The sequence below is a fragment of the Christiangramia sediminicola genome (genome assembly GCF_031344135.1).
Lineage (GTDB): Bacteria > Bacteroidota > Bacteroidia > Flavobacteriales > Flavobacteriaceae > Christiangramia > Christiangramia sediminicola.
In genome coordinates this window covers 180,556-203,781 of the sequence record NZ_JAVJIU010000001.1, presented here as the reverse complement: position 1 = coordinate 203,781, position 23,226 = coordinate 180,556, and the positions used below count along the sequence as shown (strand labels likewise).

Annotated in this window: 21 protein-coding genes; 6 read left to right on the top strand and 15 right to left on the bottom strand. The window is 37.5% G+C overall.

Annotated elements, in window-relative coordinates; all coding sequences use genetic code 11:
* Positions 1–36: 36 nt before the first annotated feature.
* Positions 37–1,263: an LVIVD repeat-containing protein gene (locus RE431_RS00920; protein WP_309560080.1), complete on the top strand. Its 1,227-nt coding sequence runs from the start codon at positions 37–39 to the stop codon at positions 1,261–1,263.
* Positions 1,264–1,321: 58 nt separating this feature from the next.
* Here the strand turns inward: RE431_RS00920 and RE431_RS00915 are convergent, their stop codons facing one another.
* The 5 genes from RE431_RS00915 to RE431_RS00895 all read right to left on the bottom strand — a co-directional run bounded on the left by RE431_RS00915 (position 1,322) and on the right by RE431_RS00895 (position 4,697).
* Complete coding sequence (locus RE431_RS00915) at positions 1,322–2,872, bottom strand: carboxylesterase/lipase family protein (protein ID WP_309560079.1); 1,551 nt, start codon at positions 2,870–2,872, stop codon at positions 1,322–1,324.
* Positions 2,873–2,908: 36 nt separating this feature from the next.
* Positions 2,909–3,208 carry a TIGR03643 family protein gene (locus tag RE431_RS00910; RefSeq protein ID WP_309560078.1) on the bottom strand — a complete coding sequence of 100 codons (300 nt, stop codon included), beginning with the start codon at positions 3,206–3,208 and terminating at the stop codon, positions 2,909–2,911.
* Positions 3,209–3,307: 99 nt separating this feature from the next.
* A complete protein-coding gene (gene rpmA, locus RE431_RS00905) occupies positions 3,308–3,568 on the bottom strand; it encodes a 50S ribosomal protein L27 (RefSeq protein WP_026913974.1) in 261 nt (86 codons plus the stop codon).
* A gap of 26 nt (positions 3,569–3,594) precedes the next feature.
* Positions 3,595–4,116: a 50S ribosomal protein L21 gene (gene rplU / locus RE431_RS00900; RefSeq protein WP_309560077.1), complete on the bottom strand. Its 522-nt coding sequence runs from the start codon at positions 4,114–4,116 to the stop codon at positions 3,595–3,597.
* A gap of 116 nt (positions 4,117–4,232) precedes the next feature.
* Positions 4,233–4,697 (bottom strand): DUF4199 domain-containing protein, encoded by a 465-nt coding sequence (locus tag RE431_RS00895; RefSeq protein WP_309560076.1) that lies wholly within the window; start codon positions 4,695–4,697, stop codon positions 4,233–4,235.
* Between the two features lie 169 nt (positions 4,698–4,866).
* Here RE431_RS00895 and RE431_RS00890 point away from each other — a divergent pair, with 169 nt between their 5' ends.
* Both RE431_RS00890 and RE431_RS00885 read left to right on the top strand, forming a co-directional pair.
* Positions 4,867–6,189: a M16 family metallopeptidase gene (locus tag RE431_RS00890; protein WP_309560075.1), complete on the top strand. Its 1,323-nt coding sequence runs from the start codon at positions 4,867–4,869 to the stop codon at positions 6,187–6,189.
* A 20-nt stretch (positions 6,190–6,209) separates the two neighbouring features.
* The gene (locus RE431_RS00885; protein ID WP_309560074.1) at positions 6,210–8,276 is read left to right on the top strand and encodes a M16 family metallopeptidase; all 2,067 of its coding nucleotides are present in this window, start codon (positions 6,210–6,212) and stop codon (positions 8,274–8,276) included.
* A gap of 48 nt (positions 8,277–8,324) precedes the next feature.
* Here the strand turns inward: RE431_RS00885 and RE431_RS00880 are convergent, their stop codons facing one another.
* From RE431_RS00880 to mutY, 7 genes are all read right to left on the bottom strand, one after another.
* Positions 8,325–9,221: a DMT family transporter gene (locus RE431_RS00880; protein ID WP_309560073.1), complete on the bottom strand. Its 897-nt coding sequence runs from the start codon at positions 9,219–9,221 to the stop codon at positions 8,325–8,327.
* 113 nt (positions 9,222–9,334) lie between these two features.
* A complete protein-coding gene (locus RE431_RS00875; protein ID WP_309560072.1) occupies positions 9,335–10,660 on the bottom strand; it encodes a RagB/SusD family nutrient uptake outer membrane protein in 1,326 nt (441 codons plus the stop codon).
* A 10-nt stretch (positions 10,661–10,670) separates the two neighbouring features.
* Positions 10,671–13,649 (bottom strand): SusC/RagA family TonB-linked outer membrane protein, encoded by a 2,979-nt coding sequence (locus RE431_RS00870; protein WP_309560071.1) that lies wholly within the window; start codon positions 13,647–13,649, stop codon positions 10,671–10,673.
* Positions 13,650–13,736: 87 nt separating this feature from the next.
* Positions 13,737–14,303 carry a gliding motility lipoprotein GldD gene (gldD, locus tag RE431_RS00865; protein WP_309560070.1) on the bottom strand — a complete coding sequence of 189 codons (567 nt, stop codon included), beginning with the start codon at positions 14,301–14,303 and terminating at the stop codon, positions 13,737–13,739.
* On the bottom strand, positions 14,300–15,622 hold the full coding sequence (locus RE431_RS00860; protein WP_309560069.1) for a gliding motility-associated protein GldE: 1,323 nt from the start codon (positions 15,620–15,622) through the stop codon (positions 14,300–14,302). Before RE431_RS00860 ends, gldD begins: the two co-directional genes overlap by 4 nt.
* A gap of 21 nt (positions 15,623–15,643) precedes the next feature.
* Positions 15,644–16,114 (bottom strand): single-stranded DNA-binding protein, encoded by a 471-nt coding sequence (locus RE431_RS00855; RefSeq protein WP_309560068.1) that lies wholly within the window; start codon positions 16,112–16,114, stop codon positions 15,644–15,646.
* A gap of 109 nt (positions 16,115–16,223) precedes the next feature.
* Positions 16,224–17,276, bottom strand: a complete 1,053-nt coding sequence (mutY, locus tag RE431_RS00850) for an A/G-specific adenine glycosylase (protein WP_309560067.1) — start codon at positions 17,274–17,276, stop codon at positions 16,224–16,226.
* A 141-nt stretch (positions 17,277–17,417) separates the two neighbouring features.
* Here mutY and RE431_RS00845 point away from each other — a divergent pair, with 141 nt between their 5' ends.
* From RE431_RS00845 to RE431_RS00835, 3 genes are all read left to right on the top strand, one after another.
* On the top strand, positions 17,418–17,708 hold the full coding sequence (locus tag RE431_RS00845) for an HU family DNA-binding protein (protein ID WP_011711414.1): 291 nt from the start codon (positions 17,418–17,420) through the stop codon (positions 17,706–17,708).
* A gap of 318 nt (positions 17,709–18,026) precedes the next feature.
* Positions 18,027–19,565, top strand: a complete 1,539-nt coding sequence (locus tag RE431_RS00840; RefSeq protein ID WP_309560618.1) for an Rne/Rng family ribonuclease — start codon at positions 18,027–18,029, stop codon at positions 19,563–19,565.
* A 314-nt stretch (positions 19,566–19,879) separates the two neighbouring features.
* Entirely contained in the window at positions 19,880–20,356 is a 477-nt protein-coding gene (locus RE431_RS00835) for a regulatory protein RecX (RefSeq protein ID WP_309560066.1), read from the top strand.
* Here the strand turns inward: RE431_RS00835 and RE431_RS00830 are convergent.
* The 3 genes from RE431_RS00830 to bioB are packed head-to-tail and all read right to left on the bottom strand — an operon-like array spanning position 20,346 to position 23,204.
* Positions 20,346–21,227, bottom strand: a complete 882-nt coding sequence (locus tag RE431_RS00830) for a cupin-like domain-containing protein (protein WP_309560065.1) — start codon at positions 21,225–21,227, stop codon at positions 20,346–20,348. The genes RE431_RS00835 and RE431_RS00830 overlap by 11 nt on opposite strands.
* Entirely contained in the window at positions 21,224–22,096 is an 873-nt protein-coding gene (locus RE431_RS00825; protein ID WP_309560064.1) for a cupin-like domain-containing protein, read from the bottom strand. Before RE431_RS00825 ends, RE431_RS00830 begins: the two co-directional genes overlap by 4 nt.
* Positions 22,097–22,112: 16 nt before the next feature.
* Positions 22,113–23,204, bottom strand: coding sequence for a biotin synthase BioB (bioB, locus tag RE431_RS00820; protein ID WP_309560063.1), 1,092 nt, complete (start codon positions 23,202–23,204; stop codon positions 22,113–22,115).
* Between the last annotated feature and the right edge of the window lie 22 nt (positions 23,205–23,226).

The following is a 23,226-nucleotide window of genomic DNA, read 5'->3' as shown; positions in this document are numbered from 1 at the left end:
AACAGGCATCTAATAAACAACTAACCTGGTTTAATAATGAAAAATCTACTACTTCCGCTCTTCCTGGTTTTTATCTGCCTTGTATCCTGCGAGGATGATAAAGAAACCGATCTGGCAAGTGTCGCTGTGCCGGTTACTCAAAGTATTGCCGACTTCAGAGCCTCTGTAAAAGTTCAGGAGCCAAGAAGTATTAAAGAATCAGGTAAGATCTATGCCTGGAAAGATTATATCTTCATCAATGATAAAAACGAAGGTGTTCATATTTTAGATAACACCGATCCTTTCAATCCTCAAAATATCAAGTTCCTTAAGATCCCTCGTAATATGGACATCGCCATAAAAGACGAAAAGCTTTATGCTGATAATGGGATGGACCTGGTTGTTTTTGATATCAGCAACATTAATAAGATCTATGAAGTTGGAAGGGTTCAGAATGTATTTCCAAATTATTATTCATCTGCACCGGCAGGCGCAAACTATGTAGATTTCGAGAATTTTGATCCTTCTAAAGAAGTGATCGTTGGTTACCTGATGGAAACTCGCAAGATCGAGTTTGCTTACAGAACAGATACATGGACATCTGCAGAGACTCAAAGCGCTTATGGCAGTAGTACCGGAACCGGTGGAAGTATGGCGAGATTTAGCCTAAACGATAATATGCTATACGTAGCAGATGAATCATCTCTTTCAACATTTGATATTTCATCACCTGAGAATCCAACCAGATTGAATAATGAATATGTTGGATGGCAGGTTGAAACGATCTTCAATTACGATGAACACCTTTATTTAGGCAGCAGTACAGGAATGTATATTTATGACCTGAAGGATCCGGCGAGACCAAATAAGGTTTCATTCCTACAGCATGTTCAGGGATGTGATCCCGTAGTTGTAAAAGATGATTACGCCTATGTAACGATTCGAGGCGGAAATTCCTGCGGACAGGACAGCAATCAACTTGACATTGTAAATATTTCAGATAAATCAAATCCTCAGATCGTCCAGACCTACGAAATGGAAAATCCATATGGCCTGGGAATAAAAGACAACTGGTTATTCGTTTGTGACGGAAATGCCGGCTTGAAGATCTTTGGAATAGAAGACACCCCTAACCTTGAGTATATCAATCAATTCAGCAACATTAACACCTATGATGTCATCCCCCTTGATGATAGGTTGCTTATGGTTGGGGATAATACACTTTACCAGTATTCCTATAAGGGTAACGAGGTTAATTTAATTAGCAGCTTTGCTTTGAATTAATTCCCTTTTTTGTTTGGTTTTTTTAGGAATCCCTGTGTAAAAGCAGGGATTTTTTCATTTAATTATTGCCGTACGAGACATCAAGAAATTGATAACGTTTTTCTATTTCTGAATTCTTCACTTTAAAGTCTTCATCCATAATTAGAACTGGTGGATTTTTATCGTTCGGCTCTACAGATGGCCAATCTACTAGTCCGTTACCGTTAGGGTCGCCAGTTTTTATAAAATTGAGCAGGTATTGCTGAATAGTTTTTGATATTTCAAAATCTGTTTCAGTTAGATATGGAAATTGATCTTTGGAAAGATTACCCAAAAAATATTCAATTTCTGATGCATGTGCAGCTCCAACTGGTTTGTAAGAGGAATTTGGATCTGAAGGTCTAATTCTGCTAAATAAATAGCGAAATACTGGCTTTTCAGAATTATTCGCGTGCAAGTCGGCCCATTTCCAGGTGCTGTAGGAGATAAACCTGTCTGAAGCCAGTTCCGCAGCCATCATTCTCACTTCATCTTCAGATTCTGGTTTATACAATTGGAAGACTTTTTCAGAGTTTTCGGGATATAATTCATCTAGTTTTGATCTGTAATTTTTCAGATTCATCACATTATCCTGCATCAAAGCTTCAGCACTGACTTCTGCAGAATTCCATCCTACCAGAAGAGGAATTTGAGCCTGTTCTTTATCCCTGAATATCTCCGGTAAAGTCTTCGGAAGAAAATAATTATCTATCACCGTAGGGAAACCAAATCGCCCTGATTCCTGGTAAATTTTATATATAGTATCTGAAGGTAAATTTCTAAACTCAGAAAAAGAATAACCAGCCTCGTTCAAAAAATCTACTCCTATTTTTTCAGCTTCAGTTAAAGAAACCGGAGCGAGCGTTGGATTGATTGAAGAACCACTTTCCCCAATAGCACCAGCCAGAAATTCTTTTGATAACGGAGAAGCCATTTGAGCACTAACCGAAATGGAACCGGCAGATTCTCCCGCAATGGTTATTTTATCTGGATCACCTCCGAAATTCTCGATATTTTCATATACCCATTTCAACGCGGCAGATTGATCCAGTAAGCCGTAATTTCCTGAAGCATTATAATCAGCCTCTTTACTCAATTCAGGATGAGCAAAAAAACCAAAAATGTTCAATCGGTAATTTACGGTCACAGTCACTATACCTTGTTTAGCCAAAGTGGAACCGTCATATCTAGGTTCCGAACCATCTCCTGCTACAAAACCACCTCCATAGAAATAAACCAGTACCGGTAGTTTTTTATCTTCATCTATTTCTGGTGACCAGATATTCAAATAAAGACAATCTTCACTTTTCCCATCACTGCGATAGATCATATCCCCAAAAACATTGGTTTGCATAGCAGATGGAGCAAATTTTTTAGTTTCTTTAATTCCTTCCCACTCATCCAGCTCTACCGGCTTATGCCATCGTAATGAATTTAAAGGTGGTTGCGCATAGGGAACTCCCAGGAAATAGTTTAAGTCATCTTTAAACTCACCTTCAATTTTCCCGTTTTCAGTTTCAACGATTACGTTCTGGGAAAAAACGATGGTGGATAGCAATAAGCAACAAAGAATTAGAAATGGATTTTTCATTTTATTCAAGATTGTTCCTTTTAAAAGTACAACAATCTAATATTTCTTTTTTGAAATTCTGTTCCCTGTAATTTGTCGCTGGCGATCACTTTTAAATCTTTGTACTTCGTCATTATCTCGTAATTTTTCATGCTTGGTCTTTCTACCCTGCACTCTTGCTCGCCATTTACGCCAGTTTCTGGGATGCATCTGCTCCTTCATGAATTTAATCACCTCTTTTTCCGTTAATCCAAATTGATACTCTATTGCCTCAAAAGTGGTTCTATCTTCCCAGGCCATGGAAATGATACGATCTGTTTCCCTTTCAGTAAAATTATTTTCTTTAGTTACACTCATTTGTTTAACTTTTTGATTATAAATTTAAACATTTTTATTTGAATCATAAAAAAACCCTCTCCGAAAAGGAAAGGGTTTCTATATAAGAGTCTGTTTTAATTAAGCTTCGAAAGGCTCAATAGAAACATAAGATTTATCATCTTTCTTTTTTGTGAACTTAACAAGTCCATCTACTTTCGCATGTAAAGTATGGTCTTTTCCTGCATACACATTGTCACCTGGACGATGAGCAGTACCTCTTTGTCTTACGATAATATTTCCAGCAACAGCAGCTTGTCCACCAAAGATCTTCACACCTAAGCGTTTCGATTCTGATTCTCTACCGTTCTTGGAACTACCAACTCCTTTTTTATGTGCCATTTTATTTCGTTTTTAGTAGTTTAAACTTAGCTTAATGCAGCAATTAATTCTGCTTTCTTCATAGAAGAATAACCTTCGATACCTTTGTCTTTAGCCATTTCTTTCAGCTCTACAACTGTGTGTTGGCTAAGATCTTCAGATTTCTTATCAGTTTTGGTTTCAGTCTTCTTAGATTCTTTCTTTGCTTCTTCTTTCTTAGGCTCAGCCTTTTTAGTTGAAGTAGCTTTCTTTCCTCCTTTAAGGTCTATTCCTTCAATAAGAATCTCTGTTAGAGCCTGACGGTGACCATTCTTAACACGGTAACCTTTACGTCTTTTCTTTTTGAAAACAATAACCTTATCACCTTTTAAGTGACGGTTGATCTTTGCTCCTACTAGAGCTCCATCTATAGCCGGGGCGCCAACGGTTACATCGTCACCATCTGCAGTAAGTAATACTTTATCGAAAGAAATGCTATCTCCTTCTTTACCTGCTAAACGGTTAACAAAAACCTTCTGGTCTTTTGCAACTTTAAATTGCTGCCCTGCTATCTCTACAATTGCGTACATAGCGTATAATTAATTATTTAAATACTTAAAATATCAACTCACGTTTTCACGCAAGCGGGTGCAAATATAATTCTAATTAATTAATTGACAAAGGTTTTTTGTCTTTTCAAAATCTGTTATAAAGTATGCTTTTTTGCTTCTTTCGTATTCCAGGAATCCTTGAATAATTGCATATATGCAAGGGTAAGAACAAGACTGGTGGCAAATCCCATTACCGCAACTACAAAAAGTACAATTCCAATATTAGTATTATAATCTGTGATCCAAACCGTAATTAGGTCATCCAGAAATCCTGGATTGAATTCTGAGGCATATAATCCGAAGAAAATGGTGAATATAATTGTAGCATTAAATCCGGTTAATAAGCTCGCCATAAAACCTTTCTGGTATTTGAACTTATTCCCTTTATGTAATCTATAGTGTTTGACAGCCTCGAACATTCCGTAAGCCATAATAACTCCATTAAAAAGACTATATATAGGATTTGTATGTGCCCCGAAAAGAGAAAGTATTAAAAAGTAAGCAATAAGACCCGCAGCAATAGCTACTCCATATTTTATTGGAATACTGAATTTACTCATAGCATTTATAGATTTTAGTAGTAAATTTCCAAAAAATGTCGCGGTTTTTGCCTTAATAGCATGTTAATTTTAACACATAACGCACAGAACCAAAATTTAGATTCAAATTGTGTAACTTTTTACCCTTAATCGTTACTAATTATTACAATTGAAAAAAACCTATTTTAAAATGATTAACAAACTAAGACTTGTTGCCTGCTTTTTCTTCATAGGAATTGTAGGTTTCGCTCAGGAAGTTGAATTCACTGAGTATGATTTAGACAACGGGTTGCATGTGATCCTGCACCAGGATAACTCGGCACCGGTTGTTACAACTTCAGTAATGTACCACGTTGGTGGTAAAGACCGTGAAGATGGTAGAACAGGAATGGCTCATTTCTTTGAACACCTGTTATTCGAAGGAACTGAAAATATTCCGAATGGAAAATGGTTTGAGATCGTAAGCTCCAACGGTGGAAGCAACAACGCTAATACCAGCCAGGATAGAACTTATTACTACGAAGTATTCCCTTCTAACAACCTTGAACTTGGATTATGGATGGAGTCTGAAAGAATGCTTCACCCAATTATTGGTCAAAAAGGTGTAGACACTCAGAATGAAGTGGTAAAAGAAGAAAGAAGACTTCGTTATGACAACTCTCCTTATGGAAACCTTTTACAATCTATGCAGGAAAACATGTTCGAGAAACATCCATACAAAGACCCAAATGTTGGGTACATGGAAGATCTTGACGCTGCTACTCTTGACGAATTCAAAGCGTATTTCGATAAATATTATGTTCCTAACAACGCAGTTCTTGTGGTAGCGGGAGATATCGAAATAGATGAAACCAAAAAAATGATCAAGGATTATTTCGGACCTATTGAAAAAGGTGAAGAAATCGCTAGAAATTATCCGGAAGAAGATCCAATCACAGAACAGATCAATGCAAAAGCTTACGATTCTAACATCCAGATCCCGGCATCTGTAATAGGATACAGAACTCCGGCTTTCACTGAAAAGGATTCTTATGTTCTTAATATGATCTCAGATTACCTAAGCAACGGGAACAGCTCAAAACTTTACAAGAAACTTGTAGACGAGCAGAAGCAAGCTCTTCAAATTGGAGCATTCAACCTGGAGCAGGAAGATTACGGAATGTATCTAATTTTCGGAATACCTCTTGGAGAAACTACTCTTGACACTCTAAATGCAGAAGTTGAGGAAGAAATTGCAAAACTTAGAGAAGAAATGATTTCAGAAAGTGATTTCCAGAAACTTCAGAACAAAGCTGAGAACAGCTTCGTAAATTCAAACTCTAGTGTTGCAGGAATTGCTAATTCTTTGGCAAGAAATTATTTATTATATGGTAACACAGACCTTATCAATGATGAGATCGAGATTTACCGTTCTATCACTCGCGAAGATATTAAGAGAGTGGCAAATGAATACCTAAAGCCAAACCAGAGAGTAGTATTAGACTACTTACCTGCTAGCGAACAAGCAGAATAATAAAACTAAAATTGAAGATAATGAGAAAAAATATACTAACTCTTGCAGCAGTTTTAACCCTGTCTGTTGGAGTTTCAGCTCAAATAGACCGCAGCAAGATGCCCGAACCGGGACCTGCACCAAAAGTGAATGTAGACGAACCTGAGACTTTTGATCTGGACAACGGATTACAGGTAATGATCGTAGAGAACCATAAACTACCACGTGTAGCCATGTCTCTAAGATTTGACAATCCTCCGCATTCTGAAGGTGCTAAAGCAGGAGTTTCTGGAATTACCGGTGACCTTCTAGGTACTGGAACCAAAAACATGTCTAAAGATGAGTTCAACGAGAAAGTAGATTATCTTGGAGCAAGACTTAACTTCTATTCAGGTGGTGCAAATGCAAATACACTTTCTAAATACTTCCCTGAAGTATTGGCTTTAATGGCAGATGGAATGGTAAACGCTCAGTTTACTCAGGAAGAATTTGACAAGTCTAAAGCAAGAACCATAGACGGATTAAAAAGCAGTGAAAAAGATGTTTCTTACAATGCAAGAAGAGTTCGCTCTGCACTTGCTTATGGTAAAGATCACCCTTACGGAGAATTCTCTACTCAGGAAACTGTAAACTCCATTGCATTAGAAGATGTAAAATCTTATTACAGCAAGTGGTTCTCACCTAAGAACGCTTATTTAGTCGTGGTTGGAGATGTAGACGAAGATGAAGTAAAAGATCTTGTAAAAAAGAACTTTTCTAGCTGGAAAGGAACTGCTGCACCAGAAGCTAAATTACCTTCAGTATCTAATGTTGAGAAAACAGAGATCGATTTCATTGATATGCCAAACGCAGTTCAAAGTGAGATCGCTGTCGTGAATACGATCAACCTTAAGAAAAAGGATGATGATTACTTCCCGGTTCTTGTTGCCAACAAGATCTTAGGTGGTGGTGGTGAAGCGAGACTTTTCCTTAATCTTCGTGAAGATAAAGGTTATACTTACGGAGCTTACTCCAGCACAGGAAATGACAAGTATGCCTCTACTTTCGTAGCTAGCGCAAGCGTTAGAAATGAAGTAACAGATAGTTCTGTTGTTGCTTTTCTTGACGAGATCTATAAGATCAGAAACGAGCAGGTAACAGATAAGGAGCTAGCTAATGCTAAAGCTAAGATCACAGGAGATTTCGTTCTTTCTCTAGAGCAGCCTTCAACTATTGCAAATTTCGCGATGGAAATCGAAACTGAAGATCTTGATGATAACTTCTATGAAGAATATCTTGAAAAGATCGATGAGGTTACTAAAGAAGACGTTCAGAGAGTTGCTAAGAAATATTTCATGGCAGATAACTCAAGAATCGTGATCGCAGGTAAAGGTTCTGATGTATTAAAGAATCTTGAAAAGATGACCTATAATGGCAAAACGCTTCCTATCAACTATTACAACAGATTTGGTGAAAAGACTGAAAAGCCTGAGGCTAAAAAAGTAGATCCTTCTGTTTCAGCAGAAACTGTTTTCAATAAATACATTGAAGCTATTGGAGGTGAGGAAGCTGTAAAATCTGTAGAAAGCGTTGTAATGATGGCTGAAGCTGAGATCCAGGGAATGAAATTAGATCTTGAAATGAAGAGAACTAAAGACGGGAAAATGAACCAGTCTATTTCTATGGGTGGAAATGTAATGAACAGGCAGGTATTCGATGGTGAAACTGGATTTGTTATGGCTCAGGGTCAGAAAATGCCTTATAACGAAGAGCAGATCGAAACTGCTAAAGCAGACGCTAATCCTTTCCCAGAATTAACTGTTGGTGACGCCAAGGTTACTGGAATTGAAAAAGTAGACGGTAAAGATGCTTATGTAGTTATGATAGACGAGAATAATAAAAGTTTTTATTCAGTTGAAACTGGATTGAAAGTACAGTCTATTAAAACAGTTAGTCAGGCAGGTCAGTCAATGACTATTCCTACTGGTTACAGCAATTACCAGGAAGTAAAAGGAGTTAAGTTTCCATTTATGATCTCTCAGAGTATGGGACCTCAATCATTTGAGTTCAATGTTTCTGAAATAATGGTAAACGAAGGAGTAACTGAAGCTGATTTCGCTACAGAATAATCCTTTTCCAAATAAATTGAATGAAAAGCCCCGAAAACGGGGCTTTTTTTATGTTGCCTGTTTCCTGAATTTGGAAATAATATCCTTAGATCTATTCACTATAAATACACCTATAAGTATCACGAAAGAAGAAAACAATTGCCAGATACTAAAAACCTCTCCATCAAGTATTCCCCAACCTAAAGCCACTACCGGAATCGTATAGGTTACAGAAGTCGTAAATACCGGATCTGAGATCTGTACAAGTTTATTAAAAATGATCATTGCCACACCCGTTCCAACTACACCAAGAATTCCAACATAGATAAGGGAAGCTTCAGCCTCAGCAGTAAGATCTGAAAATTCAAATCCCGATGAGAATAGAATTATAATTGCCGGAATGAGCAATACAGAGAAATTACCTGCGGTGATCCCCAAAGGAGTGATATCGCTCATTCTCGTTTTCAGGATATTTACGTTCATAGCATAACATGCCGTAGCCATTATGACCAAAAATGAATAAAAATAATTCTGATCTGGATTTATGCTAGCTCCGCTTAGTATCAAACTAAAAGTCCCTAGCAATCCTATGATCACACCAACAATTTTATTTTGAGTAAAAACCGAGCGAAAGAATATTACTCCGAAGATTAGCGTAAGCAATGGTGTGGTCGCGTTTAAAATAGAAGCGATCGCACTATCTATTTCAGTTTCAGCAAAGGCAAATAAATAGACAGGAAAAAAAGAACCGAGAAAGCCTGAAAATATGATCCATTTCCACTGCCTTCGGTATAACCTGCTAATGCTTTTAAATCCGACTAAAATGAGAAATAAAGCCGCGAAAATGATCCTGAATGAACCTACCTGTAGAGCCGACAATCCTATAAGCGCTTTCTTGATCAAAATGAATGAGCTTCCCCAGACAATTGAAAGAATGATGAGATAGATCCATTTAATATTTTTCAAGGCAGAATATTTTAATTGAGACTTCGAAGATAAATTTTAAGATGGTTTCTAAAATGAAAAAATCCATTCCGAATAGATCGAAATGGATTCTTAATGAGTTCTAATGATTTATATTATTGATTCTCTGTTAGCGGAATAGGAAATTGCGTAAATACATCATCCCCTTCTCTGTCTATAGGAAGCTCATCCAGCATATCATACCTTCTTACATCGAGCCACCGGTGACCTTCAGCAAATAAAGAATATCTTCTCTGCATAAGCATTTCATCTATCAGAGCCGCTTCAGAATCTGCTCCTACATATGAATCCAGACCGGCAGCATTTCTAATAATATTAAGAGCATTCACTGCTTCCGCAGGATCTGAATAAATATTCGCTTCAGCATACAAAAGGATCAATTCCTCATTTCGAATAATTGGAATCGCATCTGTATTCGATTTATATCTGAAAACAGCATAATCACCAGTTAGAAAATCAAAGGTTAATGGCTCGCTTCTTTGAGCAACCTTATTCAACCTTTCATCTCCATCCTCAGCGTCTGTTATAAAATCTGGCTGAACAATCCTTGCCCCCGCCGTAGTAGCTTCTACTGGGAAAAACATCGGGTTAAGGATATCTGTTTGATCTGCACTAAAAGTATAATACACACCTTCATCAAGATTAGACCCGTCCAATGTCAGGAATGAATCATCAAGATAAGTTAGAACGCTAGAGAAATCACCCTGATAAGCAGCAACTCTTGAAGCGATCGCTTTATTCACCTCAACAAAAGAGCCGGGAGAATCAAATCCTGCAAATCCGGAAGAAAGCGTGAATGGGAAAGCATCACCACCACTTTGCAGATCTCCAGCCGCTTCATCCAGTAAAGCACGAATAGCAGTTAAAGATTCTGAATATCCCAAAAATGAACCAAGGTTATTCTCATCTGCAGTTTCTACTCTAATTCCATTCTGGTATGTCAGGTTAAGATTTAGAAGCAGTTCGTATGCTTTTACGGTTTTCAGGAATCCCTGAGTTGCATTGATTTCAGCATCGGTAAATTGAGCCGAAACATCCTGACCTTCTATAAATTCAAGAATTAAGTTTACATTCTTTACCGTTCTATATCTGGCTGCCCATGGATTGGTAATATAAAAAGTATTGTTATCCAGCACTGCATTTTCCTTTCCTAAAAGATCTGCTGTAAACCTTGGATCTGAACTTGAAAATCGCCAGTATTCTCTACCTATTACTCCAAGGTCATCGTAATAAGTACCGAGTCTAACTCTCATACTGTAGAGCACTCCTCCAACAAGGTCCTGTAGATCTCCACGGGTTAGATTATCCCTGAAAGCATCTACTTCAGGATTATTTAGATCTGAATACTCCTCTACGTCACATGCCTGCGTTAAGCTTATGACTGCAAAAAGTATGAATATTTTATTTATAATTTTTTTCATCATCTACGTATTAAAAATTAACTGCTAAGTGAAAAAGATATCTCTTTGAAGAAGGGAATGGAGTAACGTCTACACCAGTAAAGATCCCATTCGCTCCAAAGTTGGAAACTTCAGGATCATAACTGTTATAATCGAAGATATTGATAAGGTTAGTTCCTGAGAAACCAACTTTAATATTATCTATCGTTCCATTCAAGAAACCTTCATAAGCTGAAGTAGGAATATTATAATATAGTCCAAGTTCTCTCAATCTTAAGTAAGAAGCATCTTCAACAAAAACTTCTGCGGAAGAACCAAGCTGACTCACCCTGTAAGGACCATTTCCAACCTGTCCGTCTGGATCAAGGTCTACGGTATCATAATCATGACTGGTTCCATTTAGGTCGGTCAATAATGTGGTAAGATTCACGTTCTCACCTCCATTCTTCCATTGCCAGACAAAAGAAAGATCAAAATTCTTATACAGTAATTGTGAGTTGAAACCCATTTGAAAATCAGGTTCAGCATCTCCAAATTTCTGAAATCCGCTAGGACCAGGATTAGGCCCGATACCAACGATTTGTGTAGCACTTTCACCTTCTTCAATTCGGAAAGTACCTAACGTAGCTCCAAATGCACCAATGTTAAACGGATCTACATCCAGTCTTGTAATCTCTGAAGTATTCTTATAAAAGTTCACACCAAGATTCCAGGTGAAATCTTCAGTCGCTACAGGAACAGCATCAAGCGAAAGCTCAATACCATTATTTCTCAATTCACCAGCGTTCACAAATTGTGTGGTAAATCCTGTTGAAGGCTCTAAAGATGCCTGAAGTATCAGGTTTTCAATAGTTTTGATATAATAGGTCGCAGAAAAATTCAATCTGTTCTGGAAGAAACTTACATCTGTACCAAATTCAAGTTCCTTCTGTCTTTCCGACTCCAGGTTTCTGTCTCCACGAACACCAATCAGACTAATTCCCAACAGACCATCTGTAGAAAATGTGTTATACGAAGTGAACAAGGCTCCAAATGGAGGGAAGTTTCCCGCCTCTCCGTAAGCCGCTCTTAGTTTAAATTGTCCCCAGTTTCCTTCTTCATTCCAGAAATCAAATTCATTGAAGTTCACGGCTACCGAAGCTTTTGGATAATAGAATAACTTGTTAGCATCTCCATTATTTGAAGATTTGTCACCTCTTACCCCAACGGTAGCAATAATCTTATCCTGAAAATTCACCTCTTCCTGAACAAAGAAACCAGAATCCTCCTGAAGCAATCTCGTTTGATTTACACCAGTATTCGCCGCCTGATCTACATTTGTTTCAGAAGCCACTAGTCCTGTTGCCGTGATCAACTGAGTATTTCTATCAAAATATTCACGAGTTAGACCCGCCTGTGTTCTGAAATTAAGGTCACTATCTGTAAAGAAATTATGAACCAGGAAGGCAGAAAGGTTGTAGTTCTTATTCTGCGTATCACCCTGGACAGAAACTCCATTCAAACCACCGTTAGAAGGTTTCTGAAATTGAAGTTCTTTCGGAAATATCGCCCTGGTCTTTAAACCATAGAAATCAAGACCACCACGAAGTATCATTTCAAGATTGGAATTATCTGCTCGATATAGATCTATGTTCGCGGTTCCACCAACGATAAACCTGTTAACCGTTTCATTATTTCTAACAAGATCACGGGTTTGCAATGGGTTTGATGCTCCAGCCGGGTTATCAGGATAAATCCCGTCTTCATTAGGGAATAATTCTAACCATGGAGTTGTTCCGGTTAGAGTAACCCCTATCGTAGTACCTGAGTTATCGTTATTAAAGAAACCTCTGTTTGCTGAAGAATGTGTGTAACTCGAGCTAAGACCTAGCTTAATAAAATCCGTTGGCCTGTGATCAAGATTCAATCTTAAAGAGGTCTTTTTATAACCTGACCCTTTTACTATTCCATCTTCATCATTATGAGTAAGACCTGTATAGAATCTTGTATTCTCATCTCCCCCACTCATACTAAAATTAGTAATGCTGATAAGTCCTTTTTCACCGAAGATTTCCTTCTCGTAATCTACAAGCCTGTTTTCCTGCTGCGCTTCAAGGAAACTTTGTGCGGCATCATCTCCAAAGCTTGCTCTAACCCTTTCTTCATTATAATCTCGTAGCCCTAATAGGTTTGTAACTTCTGTCCATCCAGTAGCCTGAGAGAATTTAAACTGAGTTTCTCCAGCCTTACCCTTTTTAGTTGTAATAATAACAACACCAGCGGCTGCCCTGGACCCGTAGATCGCGGCAGCTGACGCTCCTTTAAGTATCTCGATATTTGCAATATCCTCAGGGTTAATATCTGCAACCCTATTTGATGGGTTATCCTGGTTGGAAGCACTACCTCCGGCAGCCGCAGCTGATACTACATTAAGACCCGCAGAAATTGAAGAGTTATCAATATATACACCGTCTATAATATAAAGAGGCTGTGTATTACCCTGAATAGAAGTAGCACCCCTCAATTTTACAGAAAGACCACCACCGGGAGCACCAGAATTGGCACTTACGGTCGCACCGGCAAATTTACCATACAACGCACCATCAAGGGTTGGAGGAGGAGTTCTTCCTGCAATATCATCTGCTGAAAGAGAAGATACCGCATTTGCCGCATTTTCTCTTTTAATAGATGTTGCAAGTCCCGTCACTACAACTTCATCTAGCGCTGCTGCAGATTCAACGAACTCGATCGTCATTGGAGAATTACTGGTAACATTGATCTCCTGAGTTTCAAAACCTAAATATGAGAATACCAAGGTTGTGGGGAGTGACTCTACCGTAAGGCTAAAATTACCTTCAAAATCACTGGTAGTTCCATTACTAGTTCCCTTCTCGATCACATTTACAAAAGGCACTACTTCACCGGTAGCCTCATTGATCGTTCTTCCCTCCAGCACTTCCTGAGAAAGAAGTAACGAAGGACAGAGTAGAAAGAAAATCACTTTGAAATAACTCAAAGAAAATTGCCTCATAATTGTTAATTTTATAGTTATATTAACAATAATAAGCAATTTTATTAAGGATTATATAATATTTGAAGAATTTTCCTACAAGAATTGTTAAGGATTCCAGCGCAAACTTTCCATTAAATGTTTGATGTCTTTTTTAAGATACTCGGCAGCAGGTACTATAGAGTCAAAATTTGGTAAAATGTTAAAGTATACAGATCCGGTAATAAAATGATCTGTACTATCAGTCAGGTAGAATTGAGCCTGGGAAGCTGCATTACCATCAACTTCATAGAAAATACCATAGGTATTATTCAATTCATTGGTGTATACATCACCTTCAATTACATCAGCCTTAATAGTATGCTGCAATGGCAATTTTTGAGCATCTAATAACAGAGAATCGAGGTTATTTCGCACCGGCTGATAAGTGAGAAAAATCGCTCCATTCATAGCCTTATAGTTTAGGTCTATCCAGCACGGAATTCTATTCCTGGAAGGTGCGATTTCAGCTACAGTATTAACTTCAAATGAATATGGGCATCCAATATCGATTCTTTTATAATTGGCTTCAGGATATTCAAGAGCCAGGAAACCTTTTGGCTTTGGCTGAGGATCGTCCTTACATGAAACACATAAAAGTAGAACTCCCGTAATTGCCAAAATCAATTTTCTCATACTGGTGCAATGCTCAATTTTATTTGCTTGATCCTTTTATCATCAATTACTTCGATGATAAAGGAATAATTCAGAAACACGATCTCATCATTCTTTTTCGGGAAACCTCCAGATATTTCTAGCAAGAAACCGGCAAGTGTGTCTGCTTCTCCTTTTTGATCTTCAAAAACCGTTGGATCTTCGATCTTCGCGATCTTATAAAAATCTTTTAAAGGTGTTTTACCCTCGAAGACGAAATTGTTTTCATCTAATTTTGAATAAATAAGGTCCTCATCATCAAATTCATCACTAATATCTCCAACGATCTCTTCAATAATATCCTCTAGAGAAATAAGTCCGCTGGTTCCTCCATACTCATCTACAACGATGGCCAAGTGGTTTTTCTTGTTCTTAAAGTCATTTAGAAGGTCATCCAGCTTTTTATTTTCGGGAACGAAGTATGGCTCTCTCAATAAACTGGTCCATTCAAAATTCTTTTTATTCAGGTAAGGCAATAAATCCTTTATATATAATATCCCCGTAACATTATCTACATTCTCTTTGAAAACAGGAATTCTGGAATAACCATTTTCAATAATCTCCGGAATAATATCTGAATAATTACTTTCTTCATTCAAAGCAAAAATGTCCATTCGAGGTCGCATCACTTGCTTCGTATCGGTATTCCCGAAACTAACTATCCCCTGGAGTATCTTCTGCTCTTCCCTGGTGGTATCTTCTTCACTTGTTAGTTCAAGCGCCTGGGACAAATGATCTATACTTATAAAAGACCTTTGCTTCCCGAATTTCTCATGGAAATATAAAGTGACGGCCCTCATTGGCGTGCTTAGAGGCGAAAAGAAACTATCCAGAAAATTTATGGGATAAGCCATGAAATTGGAAAATTGCACCTTATTTCTACTCGCATATACTTTAGGAAGTATTTCTCCGAACAAAAGGATAAGGAAGGTTACAAGACCAACTTCAAAAAAGAATCTAAGGTCTATACCATAAACTTCAGTATTGATTCCTGCAAACAGATCGTCTGCGAGGCTATCAAAGAGTAAAACTATGGCGATATTGATGAAATTGTTAGCTACAAGGATGGTAGCCAGCAATTTTTTAGGCTTTTCAAGAAGATTAATAACAATATTCTGTGTCTTGGATCTCTTTCCATCTTCGGTTATAAAATTAGCCGGAGTAAGAGAAAAGAATGCCACTTCAGCCCCAGAAATTAAGGCAGAACATAGCAATAGCACAAATAAGGATATTAAGCTGATAAGATGGGTAATTCCCATTGTGGTCCACAACAAAAGCAAACTGGGAGGTTCCGAATCCAAAGGCGAAAATTTTAATTAAACTTAGAATGGTAAATCGTCTTCCTCTTCTTCCTGAGAGTAGGACTCATTCTTATTTGCAAAGTTATCATTTTTAGGTTTAGCAGGAGCATTTCCAGACATTTGAGAATTTCCTGAAGGTTCAGCGCCAGATTCATTCTTAGGAGTTAAGAAAGTAAATTCTGTACAGTGAATTTCTGATGAATACTTTTCTACACCGGCATCATCCTGCCACTTACGCGTTTTAATACGCCCTTCTATATAAACCTTGTCTCCTTTTTTTAAATACTTCTCACAGATCTCTGCGGCCTTATTTCTAACAACCACATTATGCCATTCAGTATTCGTTACACGCTCACCGGTAGTACGGTTCGTATAGCTCTCATTCGTAGCAAGTGGAAATCTTCCAATGGAACCTCCACCTTCAAAATAATGCATTTTCACGTCATCTCCTGTATGCCCTATCAACATTACTTTGTTTAATGTACCTGTCATTACGTATATATTTAGATGCCGATAACCGACAATTCAAATTAAATTTATTCTAAAATACTAAAAATTTCTGCCTGCAAATGCAAAAACGGTCAAAGATATAAACAAGCAACTATTTATAAGCATCAGGAAGGTAATCATTCAGGAAATTTTCAATTAAGACCGGAACCGGATAATCCTGAACTCTTTGCAGCTGAATTGAATTCTCAATATCCTCGTTTGAATTTACCACCCAGAACCGGGTAAATAAGTGCTGATGCGATAATTTATGAATTACGGGATCCTCATTAAAAAGTGATAATTCAATTTTTAAATTTGAAATTGAAGCTTGGAAATCTTCCATTTTCATTAAATCAGCCTCATCTATCAAAGCATTGGATTCTATCAACGGAAATTGGTATAATCCATTCCAGATCCCTTTTCCAGTTCTTTGTTCCAGAATCGTTTTTTCATCATCAATATTAAAAACAAGATAATTAAAGAATCGCTTTTTTACCTTGGTCTTTTTCAATTTCACCGGCAATTCCTTTATCCTGTCATTTTTTAAGGCCAGGCACTTATCATTAAAAGGGCAGGTACCACATTTAGGATTCTGAGGTTTACAATGCAAAGCACCAAATTCCATGATCGCCTGGTTGAAGGTGGCCGGATCTTTTTTATCAAGTAACTCCTGAGCAAGTTTTTTAAATTCTTTAATTCCTGCAGTACTATTAATAGGAGTATCGATCCCAAAAATCCTGGCGAGGACCCTATAAACATTTCCGTCTACAACAGCCACGGGCTCATCATAGCAAATAGAAGCAATGGCACTAGCCGTGTAGTCACCAACACCCTTTAGTTTTAATAAACCTTTAAAGGAATCTGGAAAAACTCCATTGAGTTCAAAGGCAACAAATTTTGCGGTCTCATGGAGATTTCTAGCGCGTGAATAATAACCTAGTCCCTGCCATAATTTTAAGACATCATCTGCGGGTGCTTTTGCGAGGTCAAAAACGCTTGGATAAGCTTCAATAAATTTATAATAATAAGGTAAGCCTTGCTCTATTCGCGTTTGCTGAAGCATTATTTCACTTAGCCAGATGTGGTACGGTTCGTGTGTCTTTCTCCAGGGCAGGTCACGTTTATTGTGCAAGTACCAATATGTCAGTCTTTTGGATAAAACCATATTATATAAGGAATCTCCGCAATAATAGGAGTTTATTCCGTTATTATTAGTGAATTAGGTTTGAAATATTGCAGATTTAATTCTTATATTTGCCCCCTTGAAAAATTGAAACCCCAATTTATAAATTTAAATAGCACGAAAATGACGAAAGCAGATATCGTAGCAAACATTTCAGAAAAGTTAGGAATGGAAAAAGGAGACGTTCAAGCTACTATTGAATCTTTTATGGATGAAGTAAAAACTTCCCTAGAAAGTGGAGATAATGTTTACCTTCGTGGCTTTGGAAGTTTTGTTGTAAAAACAAGAGCTGAAAAGACCGGAAGAAACATTTCTAAGAACACTACTATCAAAATCCCAGCGCACAATATTCCGGCATTTAAGCCTGCTAAGATTTTTGTAGAAGGAGTTAAATCTAATGTTGAGGTAAAATAATTGATCTCTCCCGCTCTTGCGGGAGGTTTCAAATGAAATAATTATTAATTTAAATGACATTGCACTATGCCAAGTGGTAAAAAAAGAAAAAGACATAAGGTGGCTACGCACAAGCGTAAGAAAAGAAGAAGAGCTAATCGCCACAAGAAAAAGTAGTGTGACAACTACTTTTTTTATTTAAATCGTTCTTTGAAATCGAAACCCCCGACAGAATTCTTATGTCGTAAAGGTTTCTTCAGGATTCAAAACCTGTGAAAAAATAATGTTTAATCCATCTATGTTTGTTTTATGACAGATATGGATAAAAAATCTGGAAGTGTGGACAAAGAATTAATTATCCGGTCCGAACCTTCTGCTGTAGATTTTGCCTTATTAAAAGATGGAAAACTTATTGAGCTTAACAAGGAAGAAGACAGCAATAAATTTAATGTAGGTGATATATATATCGCTAAGATTAGAAAAGCTGTTCCCGGGTTAAATGCCGCATTTGTTAATGTTGGCTACGAGAAAGATGGTTTTTTACACTATCATGATCTTGGACCTCAGGTATCTTCTTTATTGAAGTTCATAAAACGTGTAAGCACAGGTAAATTAAAAGATTATTCTTTAAAGAATTTTTCTTTTGAAAAGGATATAGACAAAAACGGCTCTATTGCCGATGTCTTAAAATCAAATCAGTCGCTACTGGTTCAAATCGTAAAGGAACCAATCTCTACAAAAGGCCCAAGAATAAGCTCAGAGCTATCTTTACCCGGCCGTTATATTGTATTAGTACCTTTTTCAAACCGAATTTCAGTTTCACAGAAAATTGAAAGCAAAGACGAAAAGGAACGCCTAAAGAGACTGGTAAAAAGCATTAAACCCAAAGGTTTTGGGGTTATTGTGAGAACCGTAGCCGAAGGCAAAAAAGTAGCAGAACTGGACAGAGATCTTCAAAATTTAGTAGGTCGCTGGACAGCCATGTGTAAAAAACTGTATAAACCGCATCATCCTTCTAAAGTACTGGGAGAATTGAACAGGGCTTCGTCCCTGCTAAGAGACATTTTTAATGACTCCTTTACTTCTATTTGCGTAGATGATGAAACGCTTTATACTCAAATCAAAGATTATGTGAGCGAGATCGCTCCAGAAAAAGAATCAATCGTAAAATTGCATCAATCCAACCAACCCATTTTCGAGAAGAATGGTATCGAAAGACAAATTAAAACTTCCTTTGGGCGTACCGTTTCCATGAGTAAAGGCGCCTACCTGGTCATAGAACACACCGAAGCCATGCACGTTATAGACGTGAATAGTGGAAACCGTTCTAACAAATCCAAGAACCAGGAAGATACCGCTCTTGAGGTGAATATGATTAGTGCTACCGAGATTGCCCGCCAGTTACGATTACGTGACATGGGAGGGATCATTGTGGTAGACTTTATAGACATGAATAAAGCCGAGAATAGAAAGACGCTTTATGACCACCTTAGAAACGAAATGAGTGACGACAGGGCAAAACATAAGATTTTGCCTCCTAGTAAGTTTGGATTAGTTCAAATTACGAGACAGCGCGTAAGGCCAGAAATGAACATCAAAACCCGTGAGGAAAACCCGAATGGTAATGGTGAAATTGAAGCACCAATTAGCTTGGTGAACAAGATCAAAGTTGACCTTGAAAAACTGATCAAGAAAGAACATAAGAAGATCACGTTAAGCGCACACCCTTTTATTGCAGCCTTTTTAACTAAAGGCTTTCCATCTCCCCGATCTAAGTGGTTTGTTGACCACAAACGTTGGGTGAAAATTTTACCTCGCGATGCTTACACGTATTTAGAGTACCACTTTCACGATAAAGACGGGAAAGTGATTAAATAATAGAAAACGCCTTTCAAGCAATTGGAGGGCGTTTTTTTATACCCTAAATTTAACTCAGCTCGATTTTCAATATATTTGAACCATGACAAAATTCTCCTTATTTATTTCTGTATTAACATTGATCCTGGGGTACACTTTTTATGGAGAATATCTCACAATAAACATTTCTGACACCTATTATCTAATAGCTGCAGAAGTTGTTTGCTTTACCTTATGGGCGCTATTCATGGTTATTTTTCAGATTATAAGAATCAGAAAATATTTTCTAAATAAAGCTTCATCAAATTAATTTTCTTGCTATAATCTTTAATTAAATGCAGAATAACCAGAAATCGTATGCCATAGAGGAAGCTCTTCAAAAATTGATGCACTATTGTGCTTATAGGGATAGATCGCAAAAAGAAGTTGAAACCAAGCTTGATGAAATGCGAATGATCCCTGAAGCCAAAGAAAAAATTATCATTCGCCTGATGCAGGAAAATTTCCTGAACGAAGAACGATTTGCACGCAGTTTTGTAAGAGGGAAATTCAGGATAAAAAAATGGGGACGAATCAAAATCACCCAGGAGCTCAAGAAAAAAGAGATTTCTTCACCTATAATAAAACTAGGTCTTACAGAGATCAAAGAATCAGATTACCGAAAAGCACTTTATGAAATCGCTGAGAAAAAAGAAGCTATAATCAAGGAATCTAATACTTTTAAAAAGAAAAAGAAACTAGCCGACCACCTTCTACGAAAAGGCTACGAACCATCTCTGGTTTTTGATTGTGTAAATGAAATTATTCACTGATATCATTTCTTTTATGAGTTCGCTTAACTGCCTGCTCATTTTTATAATCTATCCACTTCTGCCCTTTTAATTTTCTCATGTAATTATCAAAGTGACGCATGAAAATAAGATTATACACTGCCTTGGAAAAATTAGTCAGAGTTCGTGGAGTAGCTCTTAGACTCATAGAAAATCCAGCAGTAAGATAGGTCATATGATGCCAGTAACCTTCAGGCATATACAGCGTATCACCATGATTCAACTCGGTTATATACCCATTTGCCCTCTTTAATGCCGGGAATTTTTCAAGATCCGGATCATTAAAATCAATATCTTCTCTAGCTATCAAAGCATGCGGAACCTTATACAGGTGTTTACTTTCTGAAGGAGGAAATAGAATACATTGTTTTTTTCCGTGGAAATGAAAATGAAGAATATTTGCGTAATCTATATCGTAATGCATAAATACACGGGAATTCTCACCTCCAAAAAACAACATGGGAAGTTGTTTTAAAAATCTTAATCCAACATCAGGGAATTTAAAGTCTTTCTGAAGGCTTGGCACCTCCTTCATTAGGTGATAAAGAAATATTCTATAATTAGTCGGTTTCGATTTTAAAAGATCAATATACTCGCTCATTTTCATTTTCTCGTGAGCTTCATTGAACTTATATTCTGAAGAAATTGGCCTGTCATCATAAAGAGGGACTTCTTTGTCACCAGCTATTTCTTTAATATAATCAAGATTCCACTTTGTATATGCCGGCCAGTCTTCAATAAGCTCTTCAATGACAACTGGTTTCTGCGGTTGCACGTAATCCCTTAGAAAATCTGACTTTGAGATCTTCTTGATACGTGGTATTTGCTCAAGATTCATTTTTTCTTGCATCATTCGTCAATTCCGGCATTTCTATTCGACCTTTTTACCGCTATTCTATTCTTGTAATCTATCCATTTCTGGCCTTTAATCTTCCGCATCAAATTATCGTAATTCCGAATAAATAAAAGATTATTCAGAACTTCAGCGATCTGTCCCGGAGATTTGGGCAATGACCTTAAAGTTAAGGATAAACTAGCTGTTTCGTATTTTATAAAATGCCACCAGTGACTTGGAATATAGAGGGCATCGCCATGTTTTAATCTTCCTTCAAATCCCTTGGCTTTCGCCAGTGCAGGATATTTTTTAAAATCAGGATTATCCATATCTATAATTTCCATACTCACTATGGAATACGGCACCTTGTATAAAAGTCCGGTTTGATCTGGCGGATATAAGATCACCTTTTTCTCTCCTACAAAATTGAAATGAAAATTATTCGCCAGATCCATATCGTAATGCATCACCACCTTGGAACCTTCTCCGCCTACAAAAAGAACTGGCAGCTTTTTAAAGAATTTCACCCCAAGATCTGGATATTGAAAATCATTCACCAGATCAGGACAATTTTGAAGAAGATTAAAAAAGAACATTCTTAGATCTGTTGGCCCTTTTTCAAGAATATCTATATACTCCCGAAAAGGAACCTTCATCGCTACACCATGAGAGTTCTGTCTTCCCTTTGCTGGTTTCCCATCATATAAAGGTACAACTACATCACCTGCTTTTTTTCTGAAATAATCAAAACTCCAGTTATTATATGCAGGCCAGTTCTCTGTAAGATCTTCAATGATCACCGGTTTTTTCGGCTTAAAATATTCACGTAGAAATTCCTCTTTTGAAAGGTTTTTTCTTCTGGGAATATTTTGAAGATCTAGTTTCAATATTTAAGGTTTTAAACTAGGCTTTGGTCTTTGCTTTTTGTTGAGCTTCAAGATTTCTTTCGATCTTGTGAGCAGGACGCGTCCATTTTGGCTTTTCACCCTTACTCTGATATTGAGAGTTTTCAGCATCTACACTTTCTGGCTGGGATTTCTTTTCAAATGCCTTTTGCGGATTCAATCCTAACATCTTGAACATTTCCATATCCTCATTCACATCTGGATTAGGAGTTGTAAGAAGTTTATCGCCGGCAAAAATCGAATTCGCCCCCGCGAAGAAGCACATCGCCTGACCTTCTCTGCTCATCTGAGTTCTTCCGGCAGAAAGTCTTACCTGAGTCTCCGGCATTACAATCCTTGTTGTAGCTACCATTCTAATCATATCCCAGATTGGTACTGGTTGCTGTTCTTCTAAAGGAGTTCCTTCAACTGGAACTAAAGCGTTGATCGGCACCGATTCTGGTTGAGGATTCAATGTTGAAAGCGCTACAAGCATTCCTGCACGATCTGCCTCACTCTCTCCCATTCCAATGATTCCTCCACTACAAACCGTAACATTGGTTTTTCTAACGTTGCCAATAGTATCAAGCCTATCCTGGTAACCACGGGTAGAGATCACTTCTTTATAATATTCTTCTGAAGAGTCAAGATTATGATTATATGCATAAAGGCCTGCCTCTGCCAGGCGTTCAGCCTGATTTTCTGTAAGCATACCAAGAGTACAACAAACTTCCATATCCAGTTTGTTGATAGTTCTAACCATTTCCAGAACATTGTCAAATTCTTCACCATCTTTTACATTTCTCCAGGCTGCTCCCATACACACACGAGAACTTCCAGAAGCTTTTGCTCTTAAGGCCTGAGCTTTCACCTGATTCACACTCATAAGATCGTTTCCTTCGAGATCTGTATGATATCTGGCTGCCTGCGGGCAGTAACCGCAATCTTCAGGGCATCCACCTGTTTTTATTGAAAGTAAGGTTGAAACCTGTACCGTATTAGGGTCATGATGTTCACGGTGTATAGTCGCTGCTTGGTAAAGCAACTCCATAAAAGGCTTATTATATATCTCTAGGATTTCTTCTTTTGTCCAGTCGTGTTTGATTGCCATGTAATTCAATTTGTATTCAAAA

Coding starts and splice junctions, on each gene's coding strand:
- RE431_RS00920 (WP_309560080.1), top strand. CDS start 37: ATGAAAAATCTACTACTTCCGCTCTTCCTGGTTTTTATCTGCCTTGTA.
- RE431_RS00915 (WP_309560079.1), bottom strand. CDS start 2,872: ATGAAAAATCCATTTCTAATTCTTTGTTGCTTATTGCTATCCACCATC.
- RE431_RS00910 (WP_309560078.1), bottom strand. CDS start 3,208: ATGAGTGTAACTAAAGAAAATAATTTTACTGAAAGGGAAACAGATCGT.
- rpmA (WP_026913974.1), bottom strand. CDS start 3,568: ATGGCACATAAAAAAGGAGTTGGTAGTTCCAAGAACGGTAGAGAATCA.
- rplU (WP_309560077.1), bottom strand. CDS start 4,116: ATGTACGCAATTGTAGAGATAGCAGGGCAGCAATTTAAAGTTGCAAAA.
- RE431_RS00895 (WP_309560076.1), bottom strand. CDS start 4,697: ATGAGTAAATTCAGTATTCCAATAAAATATGGAGTAGCTATTGCTGCG.
- RE431_RS00890 (WP_309560075.1), top strand. CDS start 4,867: ATGATTAACAAACTAAGACTTGTTGCCTGCTTTTTCTTCATAGGAATT.
- RE431_RS00885 (WP_309560074.1), top strand. CDS start 6,210: ATGAGAAAAAATATACTAACTCTTGCAGCAGTTTTAACCCTGTCTGTT.
- RE431_RS00875 (WP_309560072.1), bottom strand. CDS start 10,660: ATGAAAAAAATTATAAATAAAATATTCATACTTTTTGCAGTCATAAGC.
- RE431_RS00870 (WP_309560071.1), bottom strand. CDS start 13,649: ATGAGGCAATTTTCTTTGAGTTATTTCAAAGTGATTTTCTTTCTACTC.
- gldD (WP_309560070.1), bottom strand. CDS start 14,303: ATGAGAAAATTGATTTTGGCAATTACGGGAGTTCTACTTTTATGTGTT.
- RE431_RS00855 (WP_309560068.1), bottom strand. CDS start 16,114: ATGACAGGTACATTAAACAAAGTAATGTTGATAGGGCATACAGGAGAT.
- mutY (WP_309560067.1), bottom strand. CDS start 17,276: ATGGTTTTATCCAAAAGACTGACATATTGGTACTTGCACAATAAACGT.
- RE431_RS00845 (WP_011711414.1), top strand. CDS start 17,418: ATGACGAAAGCAGATATCGTAGCAAACATTTCAGAAAAGTTAGGAATG.
- RE431_RS00835 (WP_309560066.1), top strand. CDS start 19,880: ATGCAGAATAACCAGAAATCGTATGCCATAGAGGAAGCTCTTCAAAAA.
- RE431_RS00830 (WP_309560065.1), bottom strand. CDS start 21,227: ATGATGCAAGAAAAAATGAATCTTGAGCAAATACCACGTATCAAGAAG.
- bioB (WP_309560063.1), bottom strand. CDS start 23,204: ATGGCAATCAAACACGACTGGACAAAAGAAGAAATCCTAGAGATATAT.